Annotated in this window: 20 protein-coding genes and 1 other RNA gene; 10 read left to right on the top strand and 11 right to left on the bottom strand. The window is 67.2% G+C overall.

Annotation, left to right across the window (positions count from 1 at the left end; genetic code table 11):
• The first annotated feature begins 4 nt into the window (after positions 1-4).
• Positions 5-838, top strand: a complete 834-nt coding sequence (locus tag G3I74_RS11515) for a mechanosensitive ion channel family protein (RefSeq protein ID WP_164211759.1) — start codon at positions 5-7, stop codon at positions 836-838.
• A 64-nt stretch (positions 839-902) separates the two neighbouring features.
• Here G3I74_RS11515 and G3I74_RS11520 read toward each other — a convergent pair whose 3' ends face one another.
• Positions 903-1,775, bottom strand: a complete 873-nt coding sequence (locus G3I74_RS11520) for an NYN domain-containing protein (protein ID WP_239056881.1) — start codon at positions 1,773-1,775, stop codon at positions 903-905.
• Between the two features lie 134 nt (positions 1,776-1,909).
• Between G3I74_RS11520 and G3I74_RS11525 the strand changes: the two genes are divergently transcribed.
• Entirely contained in the window at positions 1,910-2,434 is a 525-nt protein-coding gene (locus G3I74_RS11525) for a YqiA/YcfP family alpha/beta fold hydrolase (protein WP_164211761.1), read from the top strand.
• A 160-nt stretch (positions 2,435-2,594) separates the two neighbouring features.
• Here the strand turns inward: G3I74_RS11525 and G3I74_RS11530 are convergent, their stop codons facing one another.
• Together G3I74_RS11530 and G3I74_RS11535 are read right to left on the bottom strand one after the other, a co-directional pair.
• Positions 2,595-4,544, bottom strand: coding sequence for an acetoacetate--CoA ligase (locus G3I74_RS11530; protein WP_164211762.1), 1,950 nt, complete (start codon positions 4,542-4,544; stop codon positions 2,595-2,597).
• Between the two features lie 67 nt (positions 4,545-4,611).
• Complete coding sequence (locus G3I74_RS11535) at positions 4,612-5,121, bottom strand: GNAT family N-acetyltransferase (protein WP_164211763.1); 510 nt, start codon at positions 5,119-5,121, stop codon at positions 4,612-4,614.
• A gap of 104 nt (positions 5,122-5,225) precedes the next feature.
• Between G3I74_RS11535 and G3I74_RS11540 the strand changes: the two genes are divergently transcribed.
• Entirely contained in the window at positions 5,226-5,453 is a 228-nt protein-coding gene (locus G3I74_RS11540) for a DUF2061 domain-containing protein (protein ID WP_164211764.1), read from the top strand.
• A 49-nt stretch (positions 5,454-5,502) separates the two neighbouring features.
• Here G3I74_RS11540 and G3I74_RS11545 read toward each other — a convergent pair whose 3' ends face one another.
• The 3 genes from G3I74_RS11545 to prmB form a co-directional block, all read right to left on the bottom strand.
• Complete coding sequence (locus G3I74_RS11545) at positions 5,503-6,441, bottom strand: FAD-binding protein (RefSeq protein ID WP_164211765.1); 939 nt, start codon at positions 6,439-6,441, stop codon at positions 5,503-5,505.
• The gene (locus tag G3I74_RS11550; protein ID WP_164211766.1) at positions 6,441-7,187 is read right to left on the bottom strand and encodes an electron transfer flavoprotein subunit beta/FixA family protein; all 747 of its coding nucleotides are present in this window, start codon (positions 7,185-7,187) and stop codon (positions 6,441-6,443) included. Before G3I74_RS11550 ends, G3I74_RS11545 begins: the two co-directional genes overlap by 1 nt.
• Positions 7,188-7,271: 84 nt before the next feature.
• Entirely contained in the window at positions 7,272-8,162 is an 891-nt protein-coding gene (gene prmB / locus G3I74_RS11555; RefSeq protein ID WP_164211767.1) for a 50S ribosomal protein L3 N(5)-glutamine methyltransferase, read from the bottom strand.
• Positions 8,163-8,208: 46 nt separating this feature from the next.
• On the opposite strand from prmB, the gene G3I74_RS11560 reads away from it, so the two are divergent.
• Genes G3I74_RS11560 through panD form a run of 7 tightly spaced genes read left to right on the top strand, consistent with a single transcriptional unit; the run spans position 8,209 to position 13,686 of the window.
• Positions 8,209-8,850, top strand: coding sequence for an SCO family protein (locus G3I74_RS11560; protein ID WP_164211768.1), 642 nt, complete (start codon positions 8,209-8,211; stop codon positions 8,848-8,850).
• On the top strand, positions 8,847-9,728 hold the full coding sequence (gene asd / locus G3I74_RS11565) for an archaetidylserine decarboxylase (RefSeq protein WP_164211769.1): 882 nt from the start codon (positions 8,847-8,849) through the stop codon (positions 9,726-9,728). Before G3I74_RS11560 ends, asd begins: the two co-directional genes overlap by 4 nt.
• Positions 9,725-10,516 carry a 3-methyl-2-oxobutanoate hydroxymethyltransferase gene (gene panB, locus G3I74_RS11570; protein ID WP_164211770.1) on the top strand — a complete coding sequence of 264 codons (792 nt, stop codon included), beginning with the start codon at positions 9,725-9,727 and terminating at the stop codon, positions 10,514-10,516. The genes asd and panB overlap by 4 nt, the downstream gene beginning before the upstream one ends.
• 9 nt (positions 10,517-10,525) lie before the next feature.
• Positions 10,526-11,284, top strand: coding sequence for a pantoate--beta-alanine ligase (gene panC, locus G3I74_RS11575; RefSeq protein WP_164211771.1), 759 nt, complete (start codon positions 10,526-10,528; stop codon positions 11,282-11,284).
• Positions 11,271-12,533: a bifunctional phosphopantothenoylcysteine decarboxylase/phosphopantothenate--cysteine ligase CoaBC gene (gene coaBC / locus G3I74_RS11580; protein ID WP_164211772.1), complete on the top strand. Its 1,263-nt coding sequence runs from the start codon at positions 11,271-11,273 to the stop codon at positions 12,531-12,533. Before panC ends, coaBC begins: the two co-directional genes overlap by 14 nt.
• Positions 12,533-13,339, top strand: coding sequence for a type III pantothenate kinase (locus G3I74_RS11585; RefSeq protein WP_203594711.1), 807 nt, complete (start codon positions 12,533-12,535; stop codon positions 13,337-13,339). Before coaBC ends, G3I74_RS11585 begins: the two co-directional genes overlap by 1 nt.
• Positions 13,336-13,686 (top strand): aspartate 1-decarboxylase, encoded by a 351-nt coding sequence (gene panD / locus G3I74_RS11590; protein WP_164211774.1) that lies wholly within the window; start codon positions 13,336-13,338, stop codon positions 13,684-13,686. The genes G3I74_RS11585 and panD overlap by 4 nt, the downstream gene beginning before the upstream one ends.
• Here panD and G3I74_RS11595 read toward each other — a convergent pair whose 3' ends face one another.
• The 5 genes from G3I74_RS11595 to G3I74_RS11615 all read right to left on the bottom strand — a co-directional run bounded on the left by G3I74_RS11595 (position 13,687) and on the right by G3I74_RS11615 (position 18,359).
• On the bottom strand, positions 13,687-14,391 hold the full coding sequence (locus G3I74_RS11595; RefSeq protein ID WP_164211775.1) for a polysaccharide deacetylase family protein: 705 nt from the start codon (positions 14,389-14,391) through the stop codon (positions 13,687-13,689).
• A complete protein-coding gene (locus tag G3I74_RS11600; protein ID WP_164211776.1) occupies positions 14,391-15,491 on the bottom strand; it encodes a glycosyltransferase in 1,101 nt (366 codons plus the stop codon). The genes G3I74_RS11595 and G3I74_RS11600 overlap by 1 nt, the downstream gene beginning before the upstream one ends.
• Positions 15,484-16,641, bottom strand: a complete 1,158-nt coding sequence (locus G3I74_RS11605) for a sulfotransferase (RefSeq protein WP_164211777.1) — start codon at positions 16,639-16,641, stop codon at positions 15,484-15,486. Before G3I74_RS11605 ends, G3I74_RS11600 begins: the two co-directional genes overlap by 8 nt.
• Before the next feature lie 151 nt (positions 16,642-16,792).
• Positions 16,793-17,159, bottom strand: an RNA gene (rnpB, locus tag G3I74_RS11610) — RNase P RNA component class A.
• Positions 17,160-17,180: 21 nt separating this feature from the next.
• A complete protein-coding gene (locus G3I74_RS11615) occupies positions 17,181-18,359 on the bottom strand; it encodes a class I SAM-dependent methyltransferase (RefSeq protein ID WP_164211778.1) in 1,179 nt (392 codons plus the stop codon).
• Positions 18,360-18,392 lie beyond the last annotated feature (33 nt).

Genomic DNA, 18,392 nt, shown 5'->3' on the forward strand with positions numbered 1-18,392 from the left:
AACCATGGACTTCACTCAAGTTCAGCAGCTGCTGACCGACTACAACGTCATCGAAATGGGCACCCGCCTGATCGGCGCCATCCTGATCTTCTTCATCGGCCGCTGGATCGGCAAGCGCGTGGTCCGCGGCGTGTCCCGCGGCATGGAAAAGCGCGGCATCGACGCGCTGCTGGTGACCTTCGTCGGCAACATCCTCGGCGTCTTGCTGCTGGTGATCGTGATCATGATTTCCCTGGGCCACCTCGGCGTCCAGGTCACGCCGCTGATCGCCGTCCTGGGGGGTATGGCTCTGGCCGTTGGTCTGGCCCTGCAGAGCAGCCTGAGCAACTTCGCCGCCGGCATCATGCTGGTGATTCTGCGCCCGTTCACCCGGGGGCATTTCGTTGAAGCCGGCGGGGTCTCGGGCACCGTTCAGTCGGTCGGCATCTTCAATACCCAGCTGCAGACCCCGGACAATCGCCTGGTCATCGTCGGCAACAGCGATATCACGGGCAACCCGATCACCAACTATTCGGCCTTCGATACCCGCCGTATCGACATGATCATCGGCGTCAGCTACGACGATGATCTCAAGCTGGCCCAGGCCACCATGCAGCGCGTCATCGAAGGCCACGAGAAGGTGCTCGCCGAACCCGAGCCGGCCATCCTGCTGATGGAGCTGGGCGAGTCCAGCGTCGATTTCGCGGTCCGTCCGTGGGTGCTGTCCGAGGATTACTGGACCACGCGCAGCGACCTGCTCGAAACCCTCAAGACCGAACTAGAAGCCGCCGGCTGCTCGATTCCCTTTCCGCAGCGCGATATCCACCACTTCAACGTCGCTGAAGAAAAAGCCGCCTGACCGACCACAGCCGACCCCGGCAAGCGCTCGCGCAGGCCGGGGTCGCGGCGCCGGGGCAAACCGCTCAGTCGTCGTTGCCGTAACTTTTGATGATGTAGCCGCCTGACTTTTCGTCGTGCTGCAGCTCCAGCAGGCCAAGCTTTTCGGCTTCCTGGAGTAAGTGGTTGAAGCTCTTGAAGCCGTGGTAGCTTTCCGAGAAGCCGGGCTTGCGGCGCTTCAAGGCCTGCTTGATCATCGAGCCCCAGACCTTTTCCTCGGCGTCGCGGTCGGAAAACAGCGCCTCGGTGGTCTCGAGCACCAGGTCGAAGGCTTCCTGGGCCTTGGGATCGACGCTGGCGCCTTCGCCTGAGGGCGTTTCGCTGGCCGGTGCGTCGCCGGCCGCGCTCTTGCGCTGGGCCTTTTTGGCGGTCTTTTTCTTGGTCGCCTTTTTCTTGGCCGCGGCGGTTTTCTTTTTCTCGCTGTTGCGGATCAGGTCGTCGTAAAAGATGAACTCGTCGCAGTTGGCGGTCAGCAGGTCGGAGGTCGAACTCTTGACGCCGACACCGATCACCGTCTTGTCGTTCTCGCGCAGCTTGGAGACCAGCGGCGAGAAGTCGGAATCACCACTGATGACCACGAAGGTATCGACGTGAGCCTTGGTGTAGCACAGATCCAGGGCGTCGACGACCATGCGGATATCGGCGGAGTTCTTGCCCGACTGGCGCAGGTGCGGGATATCGATCATCTCGAACGCCGCCTCGTGCATGGCGGCCTTGAACTCGCGGTAGCGGCCCCAGTCGCAGTAGGCTTTCTTGACCACGATGTTGCCCTTGAGCAGCAGGCGCTCGAGCACCTTCTGGATGTCGAAGGCGGCGTACCTGGCGTCGCGCACGCCCAGCGCGATGTTTTCAAAGTCGCAGAACAGGGCCAGGTTGCGGGTCGGGGCTGAAGAGTTCAAGGCGGGCTCGTTATCGTGGATTGGTATGATCGCCATGGTAATCGCTGGCGCAAAGCTTTGCAGACGCATCGGTGCCCGCCACAAGCCCGGCATGGGTGGACTTCAACGACATCAAGCGCGAACGGAACCCTGACATGCACCTGATTTTCAGCCACGGCCACCTCTCCAGCCCCGATTCGCACAAGATCCGCACGCTTGCGCCGCTGGCCGAAGCCGCGGGATTGACGACCGAAGCCATCGACTATCGCGATTTGCGCGATGACGCGGCCGGGCGGGTCCAGCGCCTGTGCGCGCGACTGAACGGCTTCAGCGAACCCGCCGTCCTGGTCGGCTCGTCGATGGGCGGCTACGTCTCGGTCGCGGCCGCCTGCCGGATGCCGGTGCGCGGTCTGTTCCTGCTGGCCCCGGCGGTCTACCTCAACGACCGCTACCCCGACGCCGGATTGATCGAGGAAAATTACCCGGTGCGCTGCCAGGCCATAAGCGTGGTCCACGGCTGGCGCGACGAAGTCATTCCCTGGCACAACGCCCGGCGCTTTGCCGAAGAGCGCCGGGCCAGCCTGCATCTGCTCGATACCGACCATCGCATGGCCGACGCAATGGCCACGATCTCGGAGCTGTTTAGCTTGTTTCTTAAGAATGGTTTGAACCGCGGATGAACGCAGATAAACGCGGATAAAAACACAAAGCTCAATACACCGGGCGGATCGCTTATTGTGCCCGGCCACTCTTTGGTACTTGTCTGCAGCCGTTATTGGCTTTTATCTTCAGTTATCCGCGTTCATCCGCGTTCATCTGCGGTTAATTTAACCCAAGCACTTAAACCCGCAACGCCGCCAAGTCCCGATAGTGCTCCAGCGCCTCCGGGTTGGCCAGGGCCGAGGTGTTCTTGACCTCGCGGCCGTGGATGACGTGGCGCACGGCCAGTTCGGTGATCTTGCCGGAGACGGTGCGCGGGATGTCGGGCACGGCGATGATCCGGGCCGGCACATGGCGCGGGGTGGCGTTGGCGCGGATGGTCTTGCGGATGCGATCCTGGAGCTCGTCGGTGAGCTCGACGCCCTCGCGCAGGCGCACGAACAGCACGACCCGGACGTCGTCCTCCCACTCCTGGCCGACGCAGATGGACTCGAGAATCTCGTCGAGTTTCTCGACCTGGCGGTAGATCTCGGCGGTGCCGATGCGCACCCCGCCCGGGTTGAGCGTGGCGTCGGAGCGGCCGTAGATCACCACCCCGCCGCGCGGGGTCAGGCGGGCGTAGTCGCCGTGGCTCCAGATGCCGGGCCAGGTATCGAAATAAGCCGCCCGGTACTTCTCGCCGGACGGGTCGTTCCAGAAGGCGACCGGCATGGAGGGAAACGGCAGCGAGCAGGTCAGCTCGCCGGTCTCGTCGCTGACCACGCGGCCGTCGTCGGCGCGGATCTCGACCTTCATCCCCAGGCCGCGGCACTGCAGCTCGCCCTTGTAGACCGGCAGCACGGGATTGCCCAGGGCAAAACACGAGACGATGTCGGTGCCGCCGGAAATCGAGCTCAGCTGCAGGTCGGGCTTGACGTCGCGATAGACGTAGTCGAAGGATTCGGGCAGCAGCGGCGAGCCGGTCGACAGGATGGCCTTGAGCGAGCCCAGCGCGTGGCGCTCGCGCGGCTTGACGCCGGCTTTCTCGCAGGCGGCAATCCACTTGGCGCTGGTGCCGAAAACGTGGATGCCGAGCTCGTCGACCAGATCCCACAGCGCGTTGCCGTCGGGATGAAACGGCGAGCCGTCGAACAGCACCAGCGTGGCCTCGGCGGCCAGGCCCGAGACCAGCCAGTTCCACATCATCCAGCCGCAGGTGGTGAAGTAGAACAGGCGCTCGTCGGGCTTCAAATCGGTGTGCAGCATGAGCTCTTTCAAGTGCTGCAGCAGCGTGCCGCCGGCACCGTGGACGATGCACTTGGGCACCCCGGTGGTGCCAGAGGAGTAGAGGATGTAGACCGGGTGGTCGAACGGCAGGCGCTGAAAGCGGATATTGACCGCCTGGTTGTCGGTGAACTGCTCCCAGGTCAGCGCCTGCGGCAGGTCGTTCAGGTCCGGCGCCGGATCCATGTAAGGCACCACCACCAATCGCTTCACCGACGGCATGTGGGTGATCAGCTCGCGCACCCGACCCAGGCAGTCGTAGGTCTTGCCGTTGTAGCGGTAGGCGGCGCAGACAAACAGCGCCTTGGGCTCGATCTGGCCGAAGCGGTCGAGCACGCCCTGGACGCCGAAATCCGGCGAGCACGACGACCACACCGCACCCATCGAGGTCGCGGCGAGCATGGCGATCACGGTCTCGGGCAGGTTGGGCAGGTAGCCGGCGACCCGGTCGCCCGGCTGCACGCCGGCATCCTTGAGCGCGAGCGCGGCCCGGGCGACGGCCTGGTAGAGCTCGGCGTAGCTCAGCGTTCGGCGCGAGCCGTCCTCGCCGGCAAACACGATGGCCTCGCCGTCATCGCGGCGCTTGAGCAGGTTCTCGGCAAAGTTCAGGCTCGCCTCGGGGAACCAGCGCGTGCCCGGCATGGCCGGCCAGCCCTCGGTGCCAACCTCACCCGGCCCGTCACCGATCACCCCGGCGAAGTCCCACAACTCGCGCCAGAAGGTTTCCGGATGCTCCAGCGACCAGCGATACAGGCTGTCGTAGTCGGTCACGCGGGCGTCCAGGCCATCGCGCACACGCTCGATGAAGCGCTGCATGTGGCTGGCGGTGATGCGCTGCTGCGAAGGAATCCAGAGAGGTTCGGCCATGGCGGAAAGGGCAATTCGGGCGGTGAATGGGTCAGGCGGCAAGACTAACCATTTGACCCGGCCGCTGTCACCTGTACTTTGGGCCAGCCGGCGGTGGCAGCTCGGGCACCTGGCCGTCGCGGCTCAATCGATACACGGTCCAGTCCGACATCGCCTCGGCGCCCAGCGACTGGTAGAACTCGATCGCCGGCTGGTTCCAGTTGAGCACGCTCCATTCCATGCGGCCATAGCCCCGTTCTCGAGCCAGGTCGGCCAGACGCTTGAGCAGCGCCCGGCCGATGCCCCGGCCGCGACAGGCCTCGCGCACGTACAGGTCTTCCAGGTACAGGCCCGGGCGGCCCAGGAAGGTCGAGAAGTTGCGGAAGAACAGGGCAAAACCCACCGCCGCGCCGTCGATCTCGGCCAATAGCGCTTCGGCCACGGCATTATCGCCGAACAGGTGCTCGGCCAGCAGCGCCGGGGTGGCGGTGACTTCGTGGGCCAGGCGTTCGTACTCGGCCAGCTCGCCTATCAGGCCGAGGATGCTGTCCTCGTCGCCCCGTGCCGCCCGGCGGATGTTGACCGCCCCGCTATTCATAGTCAAAACACATTGAAACCATCGCAATAATCAGTTGGACAAATAATAGCGAGGGCGTAGAATCTTAGCCATTGCTAACAATTTCCCTGCCGAGGTGGCTACCCATGGCACGCTACAAAACCCTGTCTTTCGCTTTCGTTCATATGACCGTGGCCTTCAGCGTCGTCTATCTGATGACCGGCAGCTGGGCGCTGGGCGGTGCCGTGGCCCTGATCGAACCGGCCGTCAACACGGTGGCCTATTTCTTCCACGAAAAGGTCTGGGAGCGGGTCACCGCCCGTCGCCAGGCCCCCACACCGATGGATTCCTGGATGCCAGGGCGGGCGGCCTGACACCCGCCAGGCATTCGGCGCAAGCGCGGATTTCAGCCACCGATCACGTCTATACGGCCTTCTCCAGCTCGGGCACCAGCTCGAACAAGTCGCCGACCAGGCCGAAATCGGCAATCTCGAAAATCGGCGCATCGGCGTCCTTGTTGATCGCAACAATGGTGCCGGCGTCCTTGATACCGGTCAAATGCTGGATGGCACCCGAAATGCCGATGGCAAAATACAGATCCGGGGCAATGATCTTGCCGGTCTGGCCGACCTGCAGCTCGTTGGGGACGTAGCCGGCATCAACCGCTGCCCGGGATGCGCCGACCGCAGCACCCATCTTCTGGGCCAGGCTGAAGATGATGGCGAAGTTGTCCGCCGAGCCCAGCGCGCGCCCGCCGGAGACGACCACATCGGCCGAGGCCAGGTCCGGGCCGTCGCCGCCGCTGCCTTCCACCCGCACGAAGCGGGTGTGGCCCGGATCTTCGGCTTGCGGCTCCAGGCCGCTGATCTCGGCGTTGCCGCCCTCGCCAGCGGCTGCAAACGAAGCGCTACGGATGGTCCCGACCACCGGCCCACCCTCGGGCACCTCGACCGTGACGATGGCATTGCCGGCGTAGATCGGACGCTTGAAGGTGCGCGCGTCGATCACCTCCATGATGTCGGAGACCTGGTTGACGCCGATCAGCGCCGCTGCGCGCGGCAGCAGGTCCTTGCCGAAGGTGGTCGAGCCGGTCAGGATGTGGCTGTAGTCGCCAGCGATCGCGGCCACTTCCGGGGCAATGCGCGAAGCCAGCGGGTGGGCAAAATCGTCGTGGACACAGGTCAGCACACGGCTGACGCCGTTGACCGCCGCGGCCTGGGCGGCCACATCGTCCAGAGCGGTGCCGAACAGCACGATATCGATATCGTCAATGCCCAGCCCGGACGCGCCCTGCACGGTCTTGGCCGTGGCCGGGTTGAGGGTCTGACCGTCGTGTTCTCCAATAATCAATACTTTAGCCATTACAGCAGTCCCTTGTTCTTGAGTTCACCGACCAGCTCGGCCACGCTGCCCACCATCTTGCCGCCGCCGCGCCTGGGTGGCGGCTCATAGGTCCTGGCGACCAGGTCAGGGGGAGAGTCGACCCCCAGGTCGGCCAGAGGAACGGTATCAAGCGGCTTGCGCTTGGCTTTCATGATGTCGGGCAGCTTGACGAAACGCGGCTCGTTCAGGCGCAGGTCCGAGGTCATGACGGCCGGCAGATCGACTTCGTTGACTTCCAGGCCGGCGTCAACCTCGCGCGTGACCGTGGCCTTGCCGTCGGCCAGTTCGACCCTGGAGGCGAAGGTGGCCTGGGGCCGGTCCCATAGCGCGGCCAGCATCTGACCGGTCTGGCTGCAGTCATCGTCGATCGCCTGCTTGCCGAGAAACACGATGTCGGGCGCTTCCTTTTCGACCAGCTTGAGCAGCGTGCGGGCCGCGGTCAGCGGCTGGACCGCCTGATCGGTCTCGACCTGGATGGCGCGGTCGGCGCCCATGGCCAGGCCGGTGCGCAGCTGCTGCTGGACCTCGGTGCCGCCGATGGAGACGACGACGACCTCTTCAGCCTCGCCGCGCTCCTTGATTCTCAGCGCCTCTTCCAGCGCGATTTCGTCGAACGGGTTGATCGACATCTTGACCCCGTCGGTCTCCACCCCGGAGCCGTCGGGCTTGACGCGCACACGGACGTTGTAGTCCACCACGCGCTTGATCGTGACCAGTATTTTCATTGTTTCAGCGTGCCCTGATCGATTGAGATAGCCCCTTATTGTAGAGGGTCGATCGGACCGCGATGGCGTCGATTATTGACGAGCTCAGCGCCTGGCAGCGACCCGGCGACAGCCGTCGCGATCGAGCAGGAAAACCCCGTCGCCGCCGTGGGCAAACTCCAGCCAGGTCACCGGCTCGTCGGCCAGCCAGGCATCCAGCGCCGCGGCTGCCTCGCCCACCTCGCAAATCAGCACCCCGTGCGGCGCCAGGCAGGCAGCGGCCTGGACGATCAGGCGCCGGACCAGGTCCAGCCCGTCCGAGCCGGCGACCAGGCCCAGCGCCGGCTCCCAGGCATACTCGGCCGGCAGTTCAGCCATGGAGGACTCGGGCACGTAAGGCGGATTGGCCATAATCAGGTCGTAGCGCTGTCCGGCCACCGCCTCGAGCAGGTCGGATTGCTGCAGCCGAACGCGCTCGGCCAGCCCGTGATCGCGGACGTTGCACTCGGCGATCGCCAGCGCCGCCGGTGAGACATCCAGGGCGTCGACCCGCAGCTGCCGATGGTGGTGGGCCAGGGCGATCGCGATGCAGCCGGAACCGGTGCCGACATCGGCCGCGCGGCGCAGCCTGTCTTCGGCAAGCCACGGCTCGAAACCCGCCACAATCGGTTCGGCCAGCGGCGAGCGCGGCACCAGCACGGATGCATCGACGCGAAACTTCAGACCGGCAAACCAGGCCTCGCCGATCAGGTAGGCCAAGGGCTTGCGCGTGGTGATGCGCTCGGCCAGCAGGCGCTCGAAGCGCGATCGCTCGGCCGCGTCCACGGCCTGATCAAAGGTCTCGGGCGGGAAATCCGGCGCCAGCCTGAGGACGTGGGCCGCCATCCAGCAGGCCTCGTCTAGCGCATTATCGGTGCCGTGGCCGAAGTGCAGACCGGCGACCTCCATGCGGTGGGCGGCGGCGCGAACCAGCGCGGCCAGATTGTTGTCGGACATCAAGTCGTCGCGGCTCAATACACAAGGCAATCGTTATACTATCGCAATGATGAGATATCCCCTGCCCGGCGGCCAGCAAGGCCGCATCTTCGTGTTCGCCGTGATCCTGGTGGCCGCCCTGGCCGCAGGCCTCGTCGCCTCGCGCTTCATGATGGAACGCACCCAGGACCTGCGCGCCGCCCAGCTGTTTCCGACCCCGCGCGCGCTGACCGACTTCCGCATGGAAACCGCGGCCGGGGAGCCGTTCACCCGCGCCGACCTGGAAGGCCAGTGGAGCCTGCTGTTTTTCGGCTTCACCAACTGCCCGGACGTGTGTCCGGACACGCTGGCGATGCTGTCGCAGTCCATGGAGCAGCTGCGCCTGATGCGGCGCGAGGAGTTGCCGCAGGTGGTTTTTGTCTCGGTCGACCCGAAGCGCGACGAGGGCGAGCTGCTGGCGGACTACGTGGAATGGTTCGACCCGGAATTCGTCGCCGTCACCGGCGCCGAAGAACAGCTGCAGGCCCTGACCCGCCAGCTGGGCATCGTCTACTTCCGCGAACAACCCGACGAACAGACCGGGTTTTACAACGTCGATCATTCGGCCGCGGTGCTGATCATCGACCCGCAGGGCCGACTGCACGGCCGCTTCGGCCACCCGCTGGTACCCGAAGACGTGGTCGCCGACCTGTTCCGGATCAGCTCGTGAGCGCCTCCCTGGTCGACCGCCTTGCGGTCTGGCCACAGTATCTGCTGCCGCAGCGCCTGCTCACCGGGCTGGCCAACCGTTTGTCGCACTCGGAAAAAGCCTGGGTGCGACGGCCGCTGATCGCCGGCTTCCGCCGCCTGTTCCCGGTCAACCTGGCCGAAGCTGCCGATCCCGACCCGGGCGGCTACGCCAGCTTCAACGCCTTTTTCACCCGGGCCCTGGCCGCTGATGCCCGGCCCGTGGCCGAGACCGCCCACCGGCTCATCTCGCCGTGCGACGGCACGATCAGCCAGCTGGGCAGCGTCCGCGCCGGACAGCTGATCCAGGCCAAGGGCGTGGACTACAGCGCCGCCGCCCTGCTCGGCTCGGCCGAATGGGCTGAGCGCTTTGCCGACGGTCACTTCATCACCATCTACCTGGCGCCGTACGATTATCACCGCGTCCACAGCCCCGTGACCGGGCGCGCGGTCGAGGAAGCGCGCATTCCCGGCCGCCTGTTCAGCGTCTCGGCGCGGACCAGCCGCGCGGTACCCGGCCTGTTCACCCGCAACGAGCGCATGGCGGTGATCCTGGAGACCGAGCACGGCCCGGTCGCCGTGGTGATGGTCGCCGCGCTGCTGGTGGCCGGCATCGAGACCGTCTGGGGCGGCCCGGGACAATATCGACCCGGGCCATCGGCCACGCGCACGTCGATCAATGCCGTCACCCTGGCGCGCGGCCAGGAACTCGGCCGCTTCCACTGGGGGTCGACCGTGATCGTTCTGACGCCGGCGGACTTTCCGCCCTGGGCGCCCTCGCTGCAACCCGGCGATACCGTCCGGCTCGGCCAGGCGCTGACCGCGGCCCAGGCCGATGCAGGGCAGGAGCCGCGCCCGTGAACCTGCAGGTCTTTACCGACGGCAAGGCCCATGGCCGCAAGATCACCATGATGACCTGCTACGACTACAGCTCGGCGCGGATCCTGCGCCAAAGCGCCGTCGATGCCTTCCTGGTCGGCGACTCGCTGGCCATGACCCTGTACGGCCACGACTCGACCCTGCCGGCGACCACAGAGATGATGGCCCGGCACACGGCCGCAGTGCGCAAGGGCCTGGGCCCGGATCGCGCCTTGATCGCCGACCTGCCCTTCCTCGAGCACCGCGGCTCGCTGGACCGCGCCATGGACGCGGTGCGCGCGCTGATGGTGGCCGGCGCCGACGCCGTCAAGCTCGAAGGCATCCGCGGCCACGAGGCGCTGGTCGGCCACATCGTCGAATCCGGCATCCCGGTCATGGGCCACCTCGGCCTGACCCCGCAGGCCGTCCACGGTCTGGGCGGATACCGGGTCCAGGGTCGCGACAAGGCCGCCGCCGAAGCCATGATCGAACAGGCCCGCACGCTGCAGGAGCAAGGCGTCTTCGCCCTGGTGCTGGAGTGCGTGCCCGAGAAGCTGGCGGCCACGATCGCCGCCCAACTCGAGCTGCCGGTCATCGGCATCGGCGCCGGCAGCGACGTCGACGGGCAGGTGCTGGTGCAGCAGGACCTGCTGGGCATGAACCTGGACTTCTCGCCGCGCTTCGTGCGCGCGTTCGCCGCCACCGCCGAGGACTGGATCGGGGCGGTGGATGAATACTGCCGGGCGGTCCAGGAAAAGCGCTTTCCGGCCGCCAAGGAAAGCTTCCAGTGAGCCGCTAGGATGGAGATTCTGCGCTCGATTTCCGACTGCCGCGCCTGGCGCCGAAACGACCGGCGCGCCGAGCCGGTGGGCTTCGTGCCGACCATGGGCAGCCTGCACGCCGGCCACATGGCGCTGGTCCGGGCAGCCCAGGCGCGCTGCCGGCGCAGCGTGGTCTCGATTTTCGTTAACCCGGCCCAGTTCGACGACCCCAAGGACCTGGCCCAATACCCGATCGCGGCCGAAACCGACCGCCTGGCGCTCGAGCAGGCCGGCGTCGACGCCCTGTTTGTGCCCTCGGCCGAAGAGATCTATCCCGACCGCTATCGCTTTCGCGTCAGCGAGAGCGAAGACAGCCGGGTGCTGTGCGGGGCCCACCGGCCCGGTCATTTCGACGGCGTGCTGACGGTGGTAATGAAGCTGTTCCACATCATCGAGCCCGACCAGGCCTTTTTCGGCGAAAAGGATTTCCAGCAGCTTCAGCTGATTGGCGACATGGTCAAGGCCTTCCACCTGCCGCTGACGGTGGTGGCCGTGCCGACCGTGCGCGAGCCCGACGGTCTGGCCATGAGCTCGCGCAACCAGCGCCTGGGGCCTGAGGCGCGGTCGGCCGCGCCGCTGATCCACCAGCTGCTGAAGTCGGATCTGGGCTGTCGGGAAGTCCGGCGCGCGCTCGAAGGCGCGGGCTTCGAGGTCGACTACGTCGAACAGCGCTGGGGCCGGCGGCTGGCGGCGGCGCGCATCGACGGCGTCCGGCTGATCGACAATGTCGCGCTCTAGTCCGCGCATCCTGGTGCTGGTGTCCGGGTCGATCGCCGCCTACAAGGCGCTCGACCTGCTCTCGCGCCTGAACAAGTGGGGCGCGGAGATCCGCGTGGTGCTGTCGGCCGGCGCCGAGCGCTTCGTCACCCCTTTGAGCGTGGAAGCGCTGACCGGGCGCCCGCCCTACCAGAGCCAGTTTGCCGCCGGCCAGGCCATGGCCCATATCCGGCTGGCCGAGTGGGCCGACCTGGTGTTGCTCTACCCGGCCTCGGCCTCGACCCTGAACCGCCTGGCCGCGGGTCTGGCCGACGATCTGATCGGCTCGCTGAGCCTGGCCCGCGACGACAAGACCCCGTTCTGGCTGGCGCCGGCGATGAATCCGAAGATGTGGGCCCATCCGGCGGTCCAGGCCTCTACGCAACGGCTGGACCAGTGGGGCTACCACATGCTGGCGCCGGCGGCCGGCTTGATGGCCTGCGGCGATGAGGGCGTGGGCCGGCTGGTCGAACCGGCCGAGGTGTTCGAGCAAATCCAACGCTACTTTGAACCCACAGCGGAACCCACAGCGGAACCGACAGCGGAACCCACAGCGGCCAGCGCGCCGGCGCTGCGCTGGCTGATCACCGCCGGCGGCACCCGCGAGCCGATAGACGCGGTGCGCTATCTGGGCAATTACAGCAGCGGCCGCACCGGCTCGGAGCTGGCCCAGTACTTTCTCGATCAGGGCGATGAGGTCACGCTGCTGGGCGCCCGCCACGCGCTCGTGCCCGAGGCCCAGGAACGCCTGACCCTGCATCGGTTCTCCAGCGTGGCCGAGCTCGAGTCCGGCCTGCGCCAGGCGCTGCAGACGCAGGCTTTTGATGCCGTGGTCCACGCCGCCGCGGTCAGCGACTACCGCGTCGTCGACGCCCAGCCCGACCTGAAGCTGGACTCGGTCGACGCCGAGCGCACCCTGCGCCTGGAACGAACGCCCAAACTGCTCGACCGGATCCGGCGCTGGGCCGACGACGACACGCTTTACCTGGTCGGCTTCAAGCTTCTCGTCGCCTCGACGCCCGAAACCGTCGCCGAGGCCGTAAAGCGCCAGCTGAGTGCCGCGCGCCCCGACCTGGTCGTGGTCAACGACCTCCGCGACGTCGACGACCAGCGCCACCGAGGCGAGATCTGGAAAGGCGGCCAAGCGGCCGGCCGCTTCCAGGACCGCCGCCAGCTGGCCCGCCAGATCCGCGCCGAGCGCCTTCAGCACGCCCGCGACGCTGTTCGATGATGCTGTGCCTGGACATCGGCAACAGCCGCACCAAGGGCGGCGTGGCCGAGGATGGCGAGATTCGCGCCCGGTTTCAGATCGACACCCGCCGGACGCGCGCGGCCGAGGATCTTCGAGCATGCCTGGCCCAGGCCCTGGCCGAGAGCGGGCAGCCGGCCGAATCGATCACGGCGGTGAGCGCCTGTACGGTGGTCGCTGAACTTCGCCCGACCGTCGACCAGGCCTGCCAAGCGCTGTTCGCCGTGGCGCCCTTCTGGCTCGAGGCCGGCACCGAAACCGGACTGACCATCCACTACCACCAGCCCGCCGAGCTGGGTGCCGACCGGCTGGCGGCGGCGGTCGGCGCCTGCGGCCGGTGGCCGGGGCGCGACTGCATCGTCATCGACTGCGGCACCGCCATCACCTTCTGCGCCATTGACCGCGAGCGCAACTATCGCGGCGGCGCGATCGCGCCCGGCCCCGAGCTGGGCGCCAGGGCCCTGCACCGGGAGACCGCCGCGCTGCCGCTGGTGGAAATTGGCCAGGCGCCGGACGCGCTCGGGCGCTCGACAGCCGAGGGCATCCGCTCGGGCCTGTACCATGGCGCGGTCGGCACCATCCGCGAGATCACCGCGGGCCTGAAAGCCGAGGCGTTTGCCGGCTCTGAAGTGCTGGTGGTCGGCACCGGTGGTGGGGCTGAACGATTGGCCGCCGGCGCGGTCTTTGACCTCGTCGACCCGGACCTGGTCCTGCACGGACTGATCCTGGCCCACGAACAAAACCAGAGTCCGGGAACGCCCGGATCCGCAAGGAAGCGTTTGAAATGATTCTGACCCTGCTTAAATCGAAACTGCATCGGGCCACGGTCACCGATGCCAACCTGGAATACGAGGGCTCGATCTCGATCGATCCGACGCTGATTGCCGCCGCCGAGTTGCTGCCGTTCGAGCGCGTGGAAGTCTACAACTGCAACAACGGCGCGCGCTTTGCCACCTACGTCATCGAAGGCCAGGCCGGCGAAGTCTGCCTCAACGGCGCCGCCGCCCGCTGCGCTTTACCCGGCGACCGGGTGATCATCGCCAGTTACTGCCAGCTGGAATCCGAGCAGGCCACGCGGCATCAACCGCGCCTGGTCCTGCTCGGGCCCGACAACGCCATCACCGATCCCGGCTGATCAGCCGCGCTGGTCGGCCAGATCGCGGTAGGCCAGCGCCTGCCCACCCTGCCCTATCCACTGGCGCAGCGAATCGGCCAGGCGCAGATCGAAATCGAAAGGATGGATGCCCAGCCGCAGCGGCCGGTCGCTGGATCGTGCCCAGCCGCGGTTGAGGCGGTTGAAGCCGGCCACGAAGGCCGCGCGCAGCGCGGTGTCGGTCTCGAACCCGGCCATCGGCAGGCGATGGAAGCGTTGAGCCCGCGCATCGTAGACCCCGCTCAGGGTTTCGTGGAAATCGAACGGCAGGCGGTCGAGCAGGCCGTGCGGCACCGGCCCCATGGCCCAGGCCGGCGGCACGTAGAGCTGCGGCGCCGGCAGCCCATGATCTGCAAACCAGGCCCGGTTGCGCAGCATCAGCCGCACAATGCCGAAGCGCGACAGCGCCAGGTGCTCGGCCGCGCGGCGCGAGATCAGGCAGCTGTGCAGCCAGTGCTTGGGTCCGCGGATGCGGCCGACCTGGTGACACCAGCCGTGACCGGCCAGCTCTGCCCCCTCGGCGACCATCGCCTTGAGCGCCTCGATCGCGCGCGCGTCCCAGCCGGTGCCCGGCACGACCAGCAGGGTGACCGGCACCAGGCCGGCGCTGTGCAGGCGCTCGAAAATGCCGCGCGTGCGGTCCAGCGTGGCCGGCATCACGTCATGGATGGAAACCAGCAGCCGCATCAGCGCCGTCCTTGCGCCGCGCCGGCCAGCAGCGTCTGCCACTGGGCCAGACTGCGCCGGTTGAGTCGGCGGGCGGCGCTGCAGCCGTGCTCGGCGCGCGCCCGGCGCTGCTGTGGCGTTTCCTTGACCAGATCCGACAGCACGACATGCAGCGGCGTTTCCCGCTCGAAGACCACCAGGTGCTCGGCCAGCTCGGGCCACTCGGCGATACCGCAGGTGCGGGTCACGCACACCAGCCGCTGGCGGGCCATGGCCTCCAGCGCCACGCTGCCGAAGGACTCCAGCTCCGAGGGCAACACCAGGCAGTCGCTGGCGTCCATCTGCGCCAGCAGCGCGCCGCGGCTGAGCCAGCCGGTGTAGTCCAGGTTGTCCAACTCATGCGCGGCGCGCTCGACCTCCGGGCGCAGCGGGCCCTCGCCGGCGATGGTGAAGCGCAGCTTGGGCATCCGCCGGGCCGCCTCCAGCACCTGGCCCAGGCGCTTCTCCGGGGCCAGCCGGCCGGCAAACAGCACCCGCCGCAATTCCGCCCCGGCTGGGGCGACCGGTGTTTCCAGCACGCCGGGCGGCAGCAGCGTGCCGATGCACGCCGTGCGATGCGCGCCCAGGCTCTGGGCCAGCTCGATCATCGCGTCGGAATTGCACAGCACCTGCTCAGCGCGCCGGAACATCCAGCGGTCGATCATACGAAAGTAGCGGCGGCTGAGCACGCGCAGCAGCGGATGGCCGTAGACATCGGTGACCGCGGCGTAGTCGGTGTGAAAGCCGATCAGCAGGCGGGTCCCGGTCTTGCGCGCCCAGCGCGCCCCCAGCAGACCGAAGGGGCCGGGCGTGGCGCAGACGACCACTTCGGGTCCATGGGCGCGCAGGCAGCGCCCAAAATCCCGCGGCGAAGGCAGCACCAGCGCCTGGGTGCCGTCTCCCGGCAGCGGCAGACGCAGCCAGCGCTTGACCGGGCCGCCCGGGGCCACGGCCAGGCAGTCGAATTCGGCCGCCGGCAGCTGTGCGGCCAAGTCGCAGTAGTAGGCGCCGACGCCGTTGCGCTCGGGCGTTGCGTCGGAGACAAACGCCACCCGCACCGGCCGCTCGGTAACCTCAGTCATCGCGATGCGCCGCGGCCGCTGCCGGGTACACGCCAGCGAAACGCCGCTGGATGGCCGCACTGGTCAGCCCGAAATCGGCCGGGCGATAGCGATGGCCCGAGCGAAACGCGCGCGAGCGCCGATCGGCCTCGGCCAAAGCCCGCTCGAAGTCGGCTCCGACGGGAAGACCGAGCTGGCGATACGCGGCGCGAACGGTTTCGGCCAGACGCTGGTGCAGGTCCTGATTGGCCACCGGCACCACGCGTTGCGGATGGGACTGGCCAAAGTCGGCCAGGTGGCGGTAGTAGAAAGCCAGCAGGTCGATCAACCGATTTCTGACCGCCAGCGGCACGCCGTCGAACCCGGCCGCGCGCAGCGCCGGCTCGATGCTGCTGAGCTGCGAGGGCACGGTGGCCTGCGGATCGCGATGGCAGGCGAAAAAACAGGCGTCGGGAAAGACCGTCAGCAGGCTCTCCGGCGAGCCCGAGAAAGACGCGTTCTTGGACAAAAAGCGCTTCTCGGGCCCGTGCACATAGAGGTGCTTTTGCACGCAGGCGGCATAAAACCGCATCAAGCGCGCGCTCTCTTCGGGCGCCACCGCGCGGTCCAGCCGCGCCGTGCGCCACAGCCAGTCGGCGTGGGGAAAGACGGTGATGAGGATAAAGCACTGCATCGCCGGCAACAGCACCAGAAAATCCTCTTCCGGCGCGTCCAGCGCCAGCGGGTGGACCTCGGCCATGCCGCCGCCCAGCCTGCGGCCCACGAAACCACCGAGCCGCGCCATCGGACTGCCGATCCTGCGATCTGCCCGGGCCAGCGCCAGAAGCAGCCGCCGACCGCTGATCGACAGCCCGAACAGGCACTCCCACAGGCGCAACGTCGTCGTGGCCGGATCCTGCGACAGGACGTGGTGCAGGTGGGTCGTGCCCGAACGCGGCGGGCCGAGCACGAACACCGGCTTGCGCACCTCAACCTCGCGCCAGTCGCCAAACAGGATCTCATCAAGCGCGAAACCGACCCAGTGCAGCAGCTGCAGGATCATGAAAACCGGCCAGCACAGCGCGATCAGCAAAGCGCCGAGCAGCGAGCGCCCCTCGCGCAACGGCGAGACCAGGACGCTCAGCCACAGGCGGCTGGACAGAAACAGGCTGGACAGAAACAGACGAAACATACCGGGACCGGCGCGGCGAACGCCGGGAAGTATCTCACAGCCTTCCCGGCCCGCGTAATGGAGCGATCGACTTCATCACCGGCAGCGTGCTGGCGTCAGGGCGGCGCCTGGACGACCGGGTCGCACTGCTCCGGCCCGGCGAAAAAACAAAGAGAAGAGCCGGCCTGTAAGCCGGGTTCTGTCGAGGACAGTCATTCATCTGGGACGCCCGTCACCGGACGCCTCGTGCGGCCTACCCGGGTGCAGCGCGGGCCACGCCATCGCACCCCTATTTGGCCTTGCTCCAGGTGGGGTTTGCCGTGCCGTGCCTGTTGCCAGCCACGCGGTGCGCTCTTACCGCACCTTTTCACCCTTGCCTGATCCCCGTTAAGGGCCATCGGCGGTCTGTTTTCTGCGGCACTTTCCGTAGTTGCACCGTCGCCAGCCCAACCCCCAGGCGTTACCTGGCACCCTGCCCTGTGGAGCCCGGACTTTCCTCCATGCCGCAAAAGCGACACAGCGACTGTCCGGCCGACTCTTCAAGGACTGATGATAGTCGATCAGGGCCGGTCTCGATACAGCTGACCGGCAAAGACCAGGCCGCGCTCGCCGCGCCGGCTGAGCGCGCTGACGACCAGGTAGGGATCAGGCTCGGATTCCGGCCACGGCACTCGGGAGCTGAAACCGCAGCGCGCCAGCCGTTCATCGCCCAGCACCCTGGCCACCTCCGGCGTCGGCTCATCCGGATCCAGGCTGACCGTCTGACCGGCAAACTCGATCTCCAGGGCGTCCAGATCGCCGTCGTCGATCGACGCCGCCCAGCCTTCAAGGACCAGCGCGTCGTTTTCCCGGCGGTGAACATCCAGCCAGCCGCGCGCGCCGCGGCGGAAGTCCTCCAGCCCGATCAGATCGGGTCCGTCCGGGCCGGTGCAGATGTAGACATCCTGCTCATGGGCCAGCAGCTTGCGAAAACGTCGGTAGCGCAGGCCTGAGCCAAACGCCGATCGGGTCGCGGCGCGGACGTAATCCTCGGACACGAAGCTGGTGCCGTAGATCTGGCCGTCCAGGCCCTCGTTCTCGCTTTGGCCGAAATAAAGCAGACCGTTTTCCGGCAGCCGGGCGTCGGCCGGCAGCAGGGCCTGGTCGTGGACGCTGAAGCACAGGATGCCGCCGGGCGTCAGCAGCCCGGCGAGCCGATCCAGCCAGCGCTGAAACAGCCCGTCGGGCAGGTGCGAGAACAGCGAGGCCACCCAGATGACGTCGAAGCGCTGCTCGGGCCGGAAATCTTCCGGCGCGGCGCTGGAATACAGCCCGTGAACGCCGTATCGATCAACCACGTGATCCACCGCCCCGCGCTGAACCTCGGCCGCCCAGATTTGCTCAGGATCCAGGCTGTGAACCAGAAAACGCAGCAGGCGGCCGTAGCCGCAGGCGAAATCCAGCACCCGCAGATCGTCTCGATCACCAAAAACCCGCTCGATGATCTGACGCACGGTCTGGTACTGCTGCAGGGCAACGGCGAAATACTGGCTCACCGCCAGCCCCGCGTCCTGATGATGGCGCAGGGAAAACTCCAGCATCTGGCAGTCGGGGTGAATCCGGGTGGCGAGCTGCGCGGGCGCGACCGTCGCCGGCAGGTAGGGACAGTGCCGATTCAGCACCGCCGGCAGGCGCGGGTGAGCGAGCTGGCGCTCGGCCGCCGCGCGCAGGGCCAGATCAGGGGGCTCGGGCAAGGTCATCGGGACTCCTCCGGGACAAGCTTGCGAATGCTA

The organism is Wenzhouxiangella limi (genome assembly GCF_010499265.1).
Taxonomy (GTDB): Bacteria; Pseudomonadota; Gammaproteobacteria; order Xanthomonadales; family Wenzhouxiangellaceae; genus Wenzhouxiangella; species Wenzhouxiangella limi.

Bases quoted from the DNA above. Each gene is read 5' to 3' on its own strand.
- G3I74_RS11515 (WP_164211759.1), top strand. From the start codon at position 5: ATGGACTTCACTCAAGTTCAGCAGCTGCTGACCGACTACAACGTCATC.
- panD (WP_164211774.1), top strand. From the start codon at position 13,336: ATGATTCTGACCCTGCTTAAATCGAAACTGCATCGGGCCACGGTCACC.
- G3I74_RS11600 (WP_164211776.1), bottom strand. From the start codon at position 15,491: ATGACTGAGGTTACCGAGCGGCCGGTGCGGGTGGCGTTTGTCTCCGAC.
- G3I74_RS11545 (WP_164211765.1), bottom strand. From the start codon at position 6,441: ATGGCTAAAGTATTGATTATTGGAGAACACGACGGTCAGACCCTCAAC.
- G3I74_RS11615 (WP_164211778.1), bottom strand. From the start codon at position 18,359: ATGACCTTGCCCGAGCCCCCTGATCTGGCCCTGCGCGCGGCGGCCGAG.
- G3I74_RS11530 (WP_164211762.1), bottom strand. From the start codon at position 4,544: ATGGCCGAACCTCTCTGGATTCCTTCGCAGCAGCGCATCACCGCCAGC.
- G3I74_RS11540 (WP_164211764.1), top strand. From the start codon at position 5,226: ATGGCACGCTACAAAACCCTGTCTTTCGCTTTCGTTCATATGACCGTG.
- coaBC (WP_164211772.1), top strand. From the start codon at position 11,271: ATGTCGCGCTCTAGTCCGCGCATCCTGGTGCTGGTGTCCGGGTCGATC.
- G3I74_RS11605 (WP_164211777.1), bottom strand. From the start codon at position 16,641: ATGTTTCGTCTGTTTCTGTCCAGCCTGTTTCTGTCCAGCCGCCTGTGG.
- G3I74_RS11550 (WP_164211766.1), bottom strand. From the start codon at position 7,187: ATGAAAATACTGGTCACGATCAAGCGCGTGGTGGACTACAACGTCCGT.
- G3I74_RS11525 (WP_164211761.1), top strand. From the start codon at position 1,910: ATGCACCTGATTTTCAGCCACGGCCACCTCTCCAGCCCCGATTCGCAC.
- G3I74_RS11560 (WP_164211768.1), top strand. From the start codon at position 8,209: ATGATGAGATATCCCCTGCCCGGCGGCCAGCAAGGCCGCATCTTCGTG.
- G3I74_RS11585 (WP_203594711.1), top strand. From the start codon at position 12,533: ATGCTGTGCCTGGACATCGGCAACAGCCGCACCAAGGGCGGCGTGGCC.
- panC (WP_164211771.1), top strand. From the start codon at position 10,526: ATGGAGATTCTGCGCTCGATTTCCGACTGCCGCGCCTGGCGCCGAAAC.
- prmB (WP_164211767.1), bottom strand. From the start codon at position 8,162: ATGTCCGACAACAATCTGGCCGCGCTGGTTCGCGCCGCCGCCCACCGC.
- G3I74_RS11595 (WP_164211775.1), bottom strand. From the start codon at position 14,391: ATGCGGCTGCTGGTTTCCATCCATGACGTGATGCCGGCCACGCTGGAC.
- G3I74_RS11535 (WP_164211763.1), bottom strand. From the start codon at position 5,121: ATGAATAGCGGGGCGGTCAACATCCGCCGGGCGGCACGGGGCGACGAG.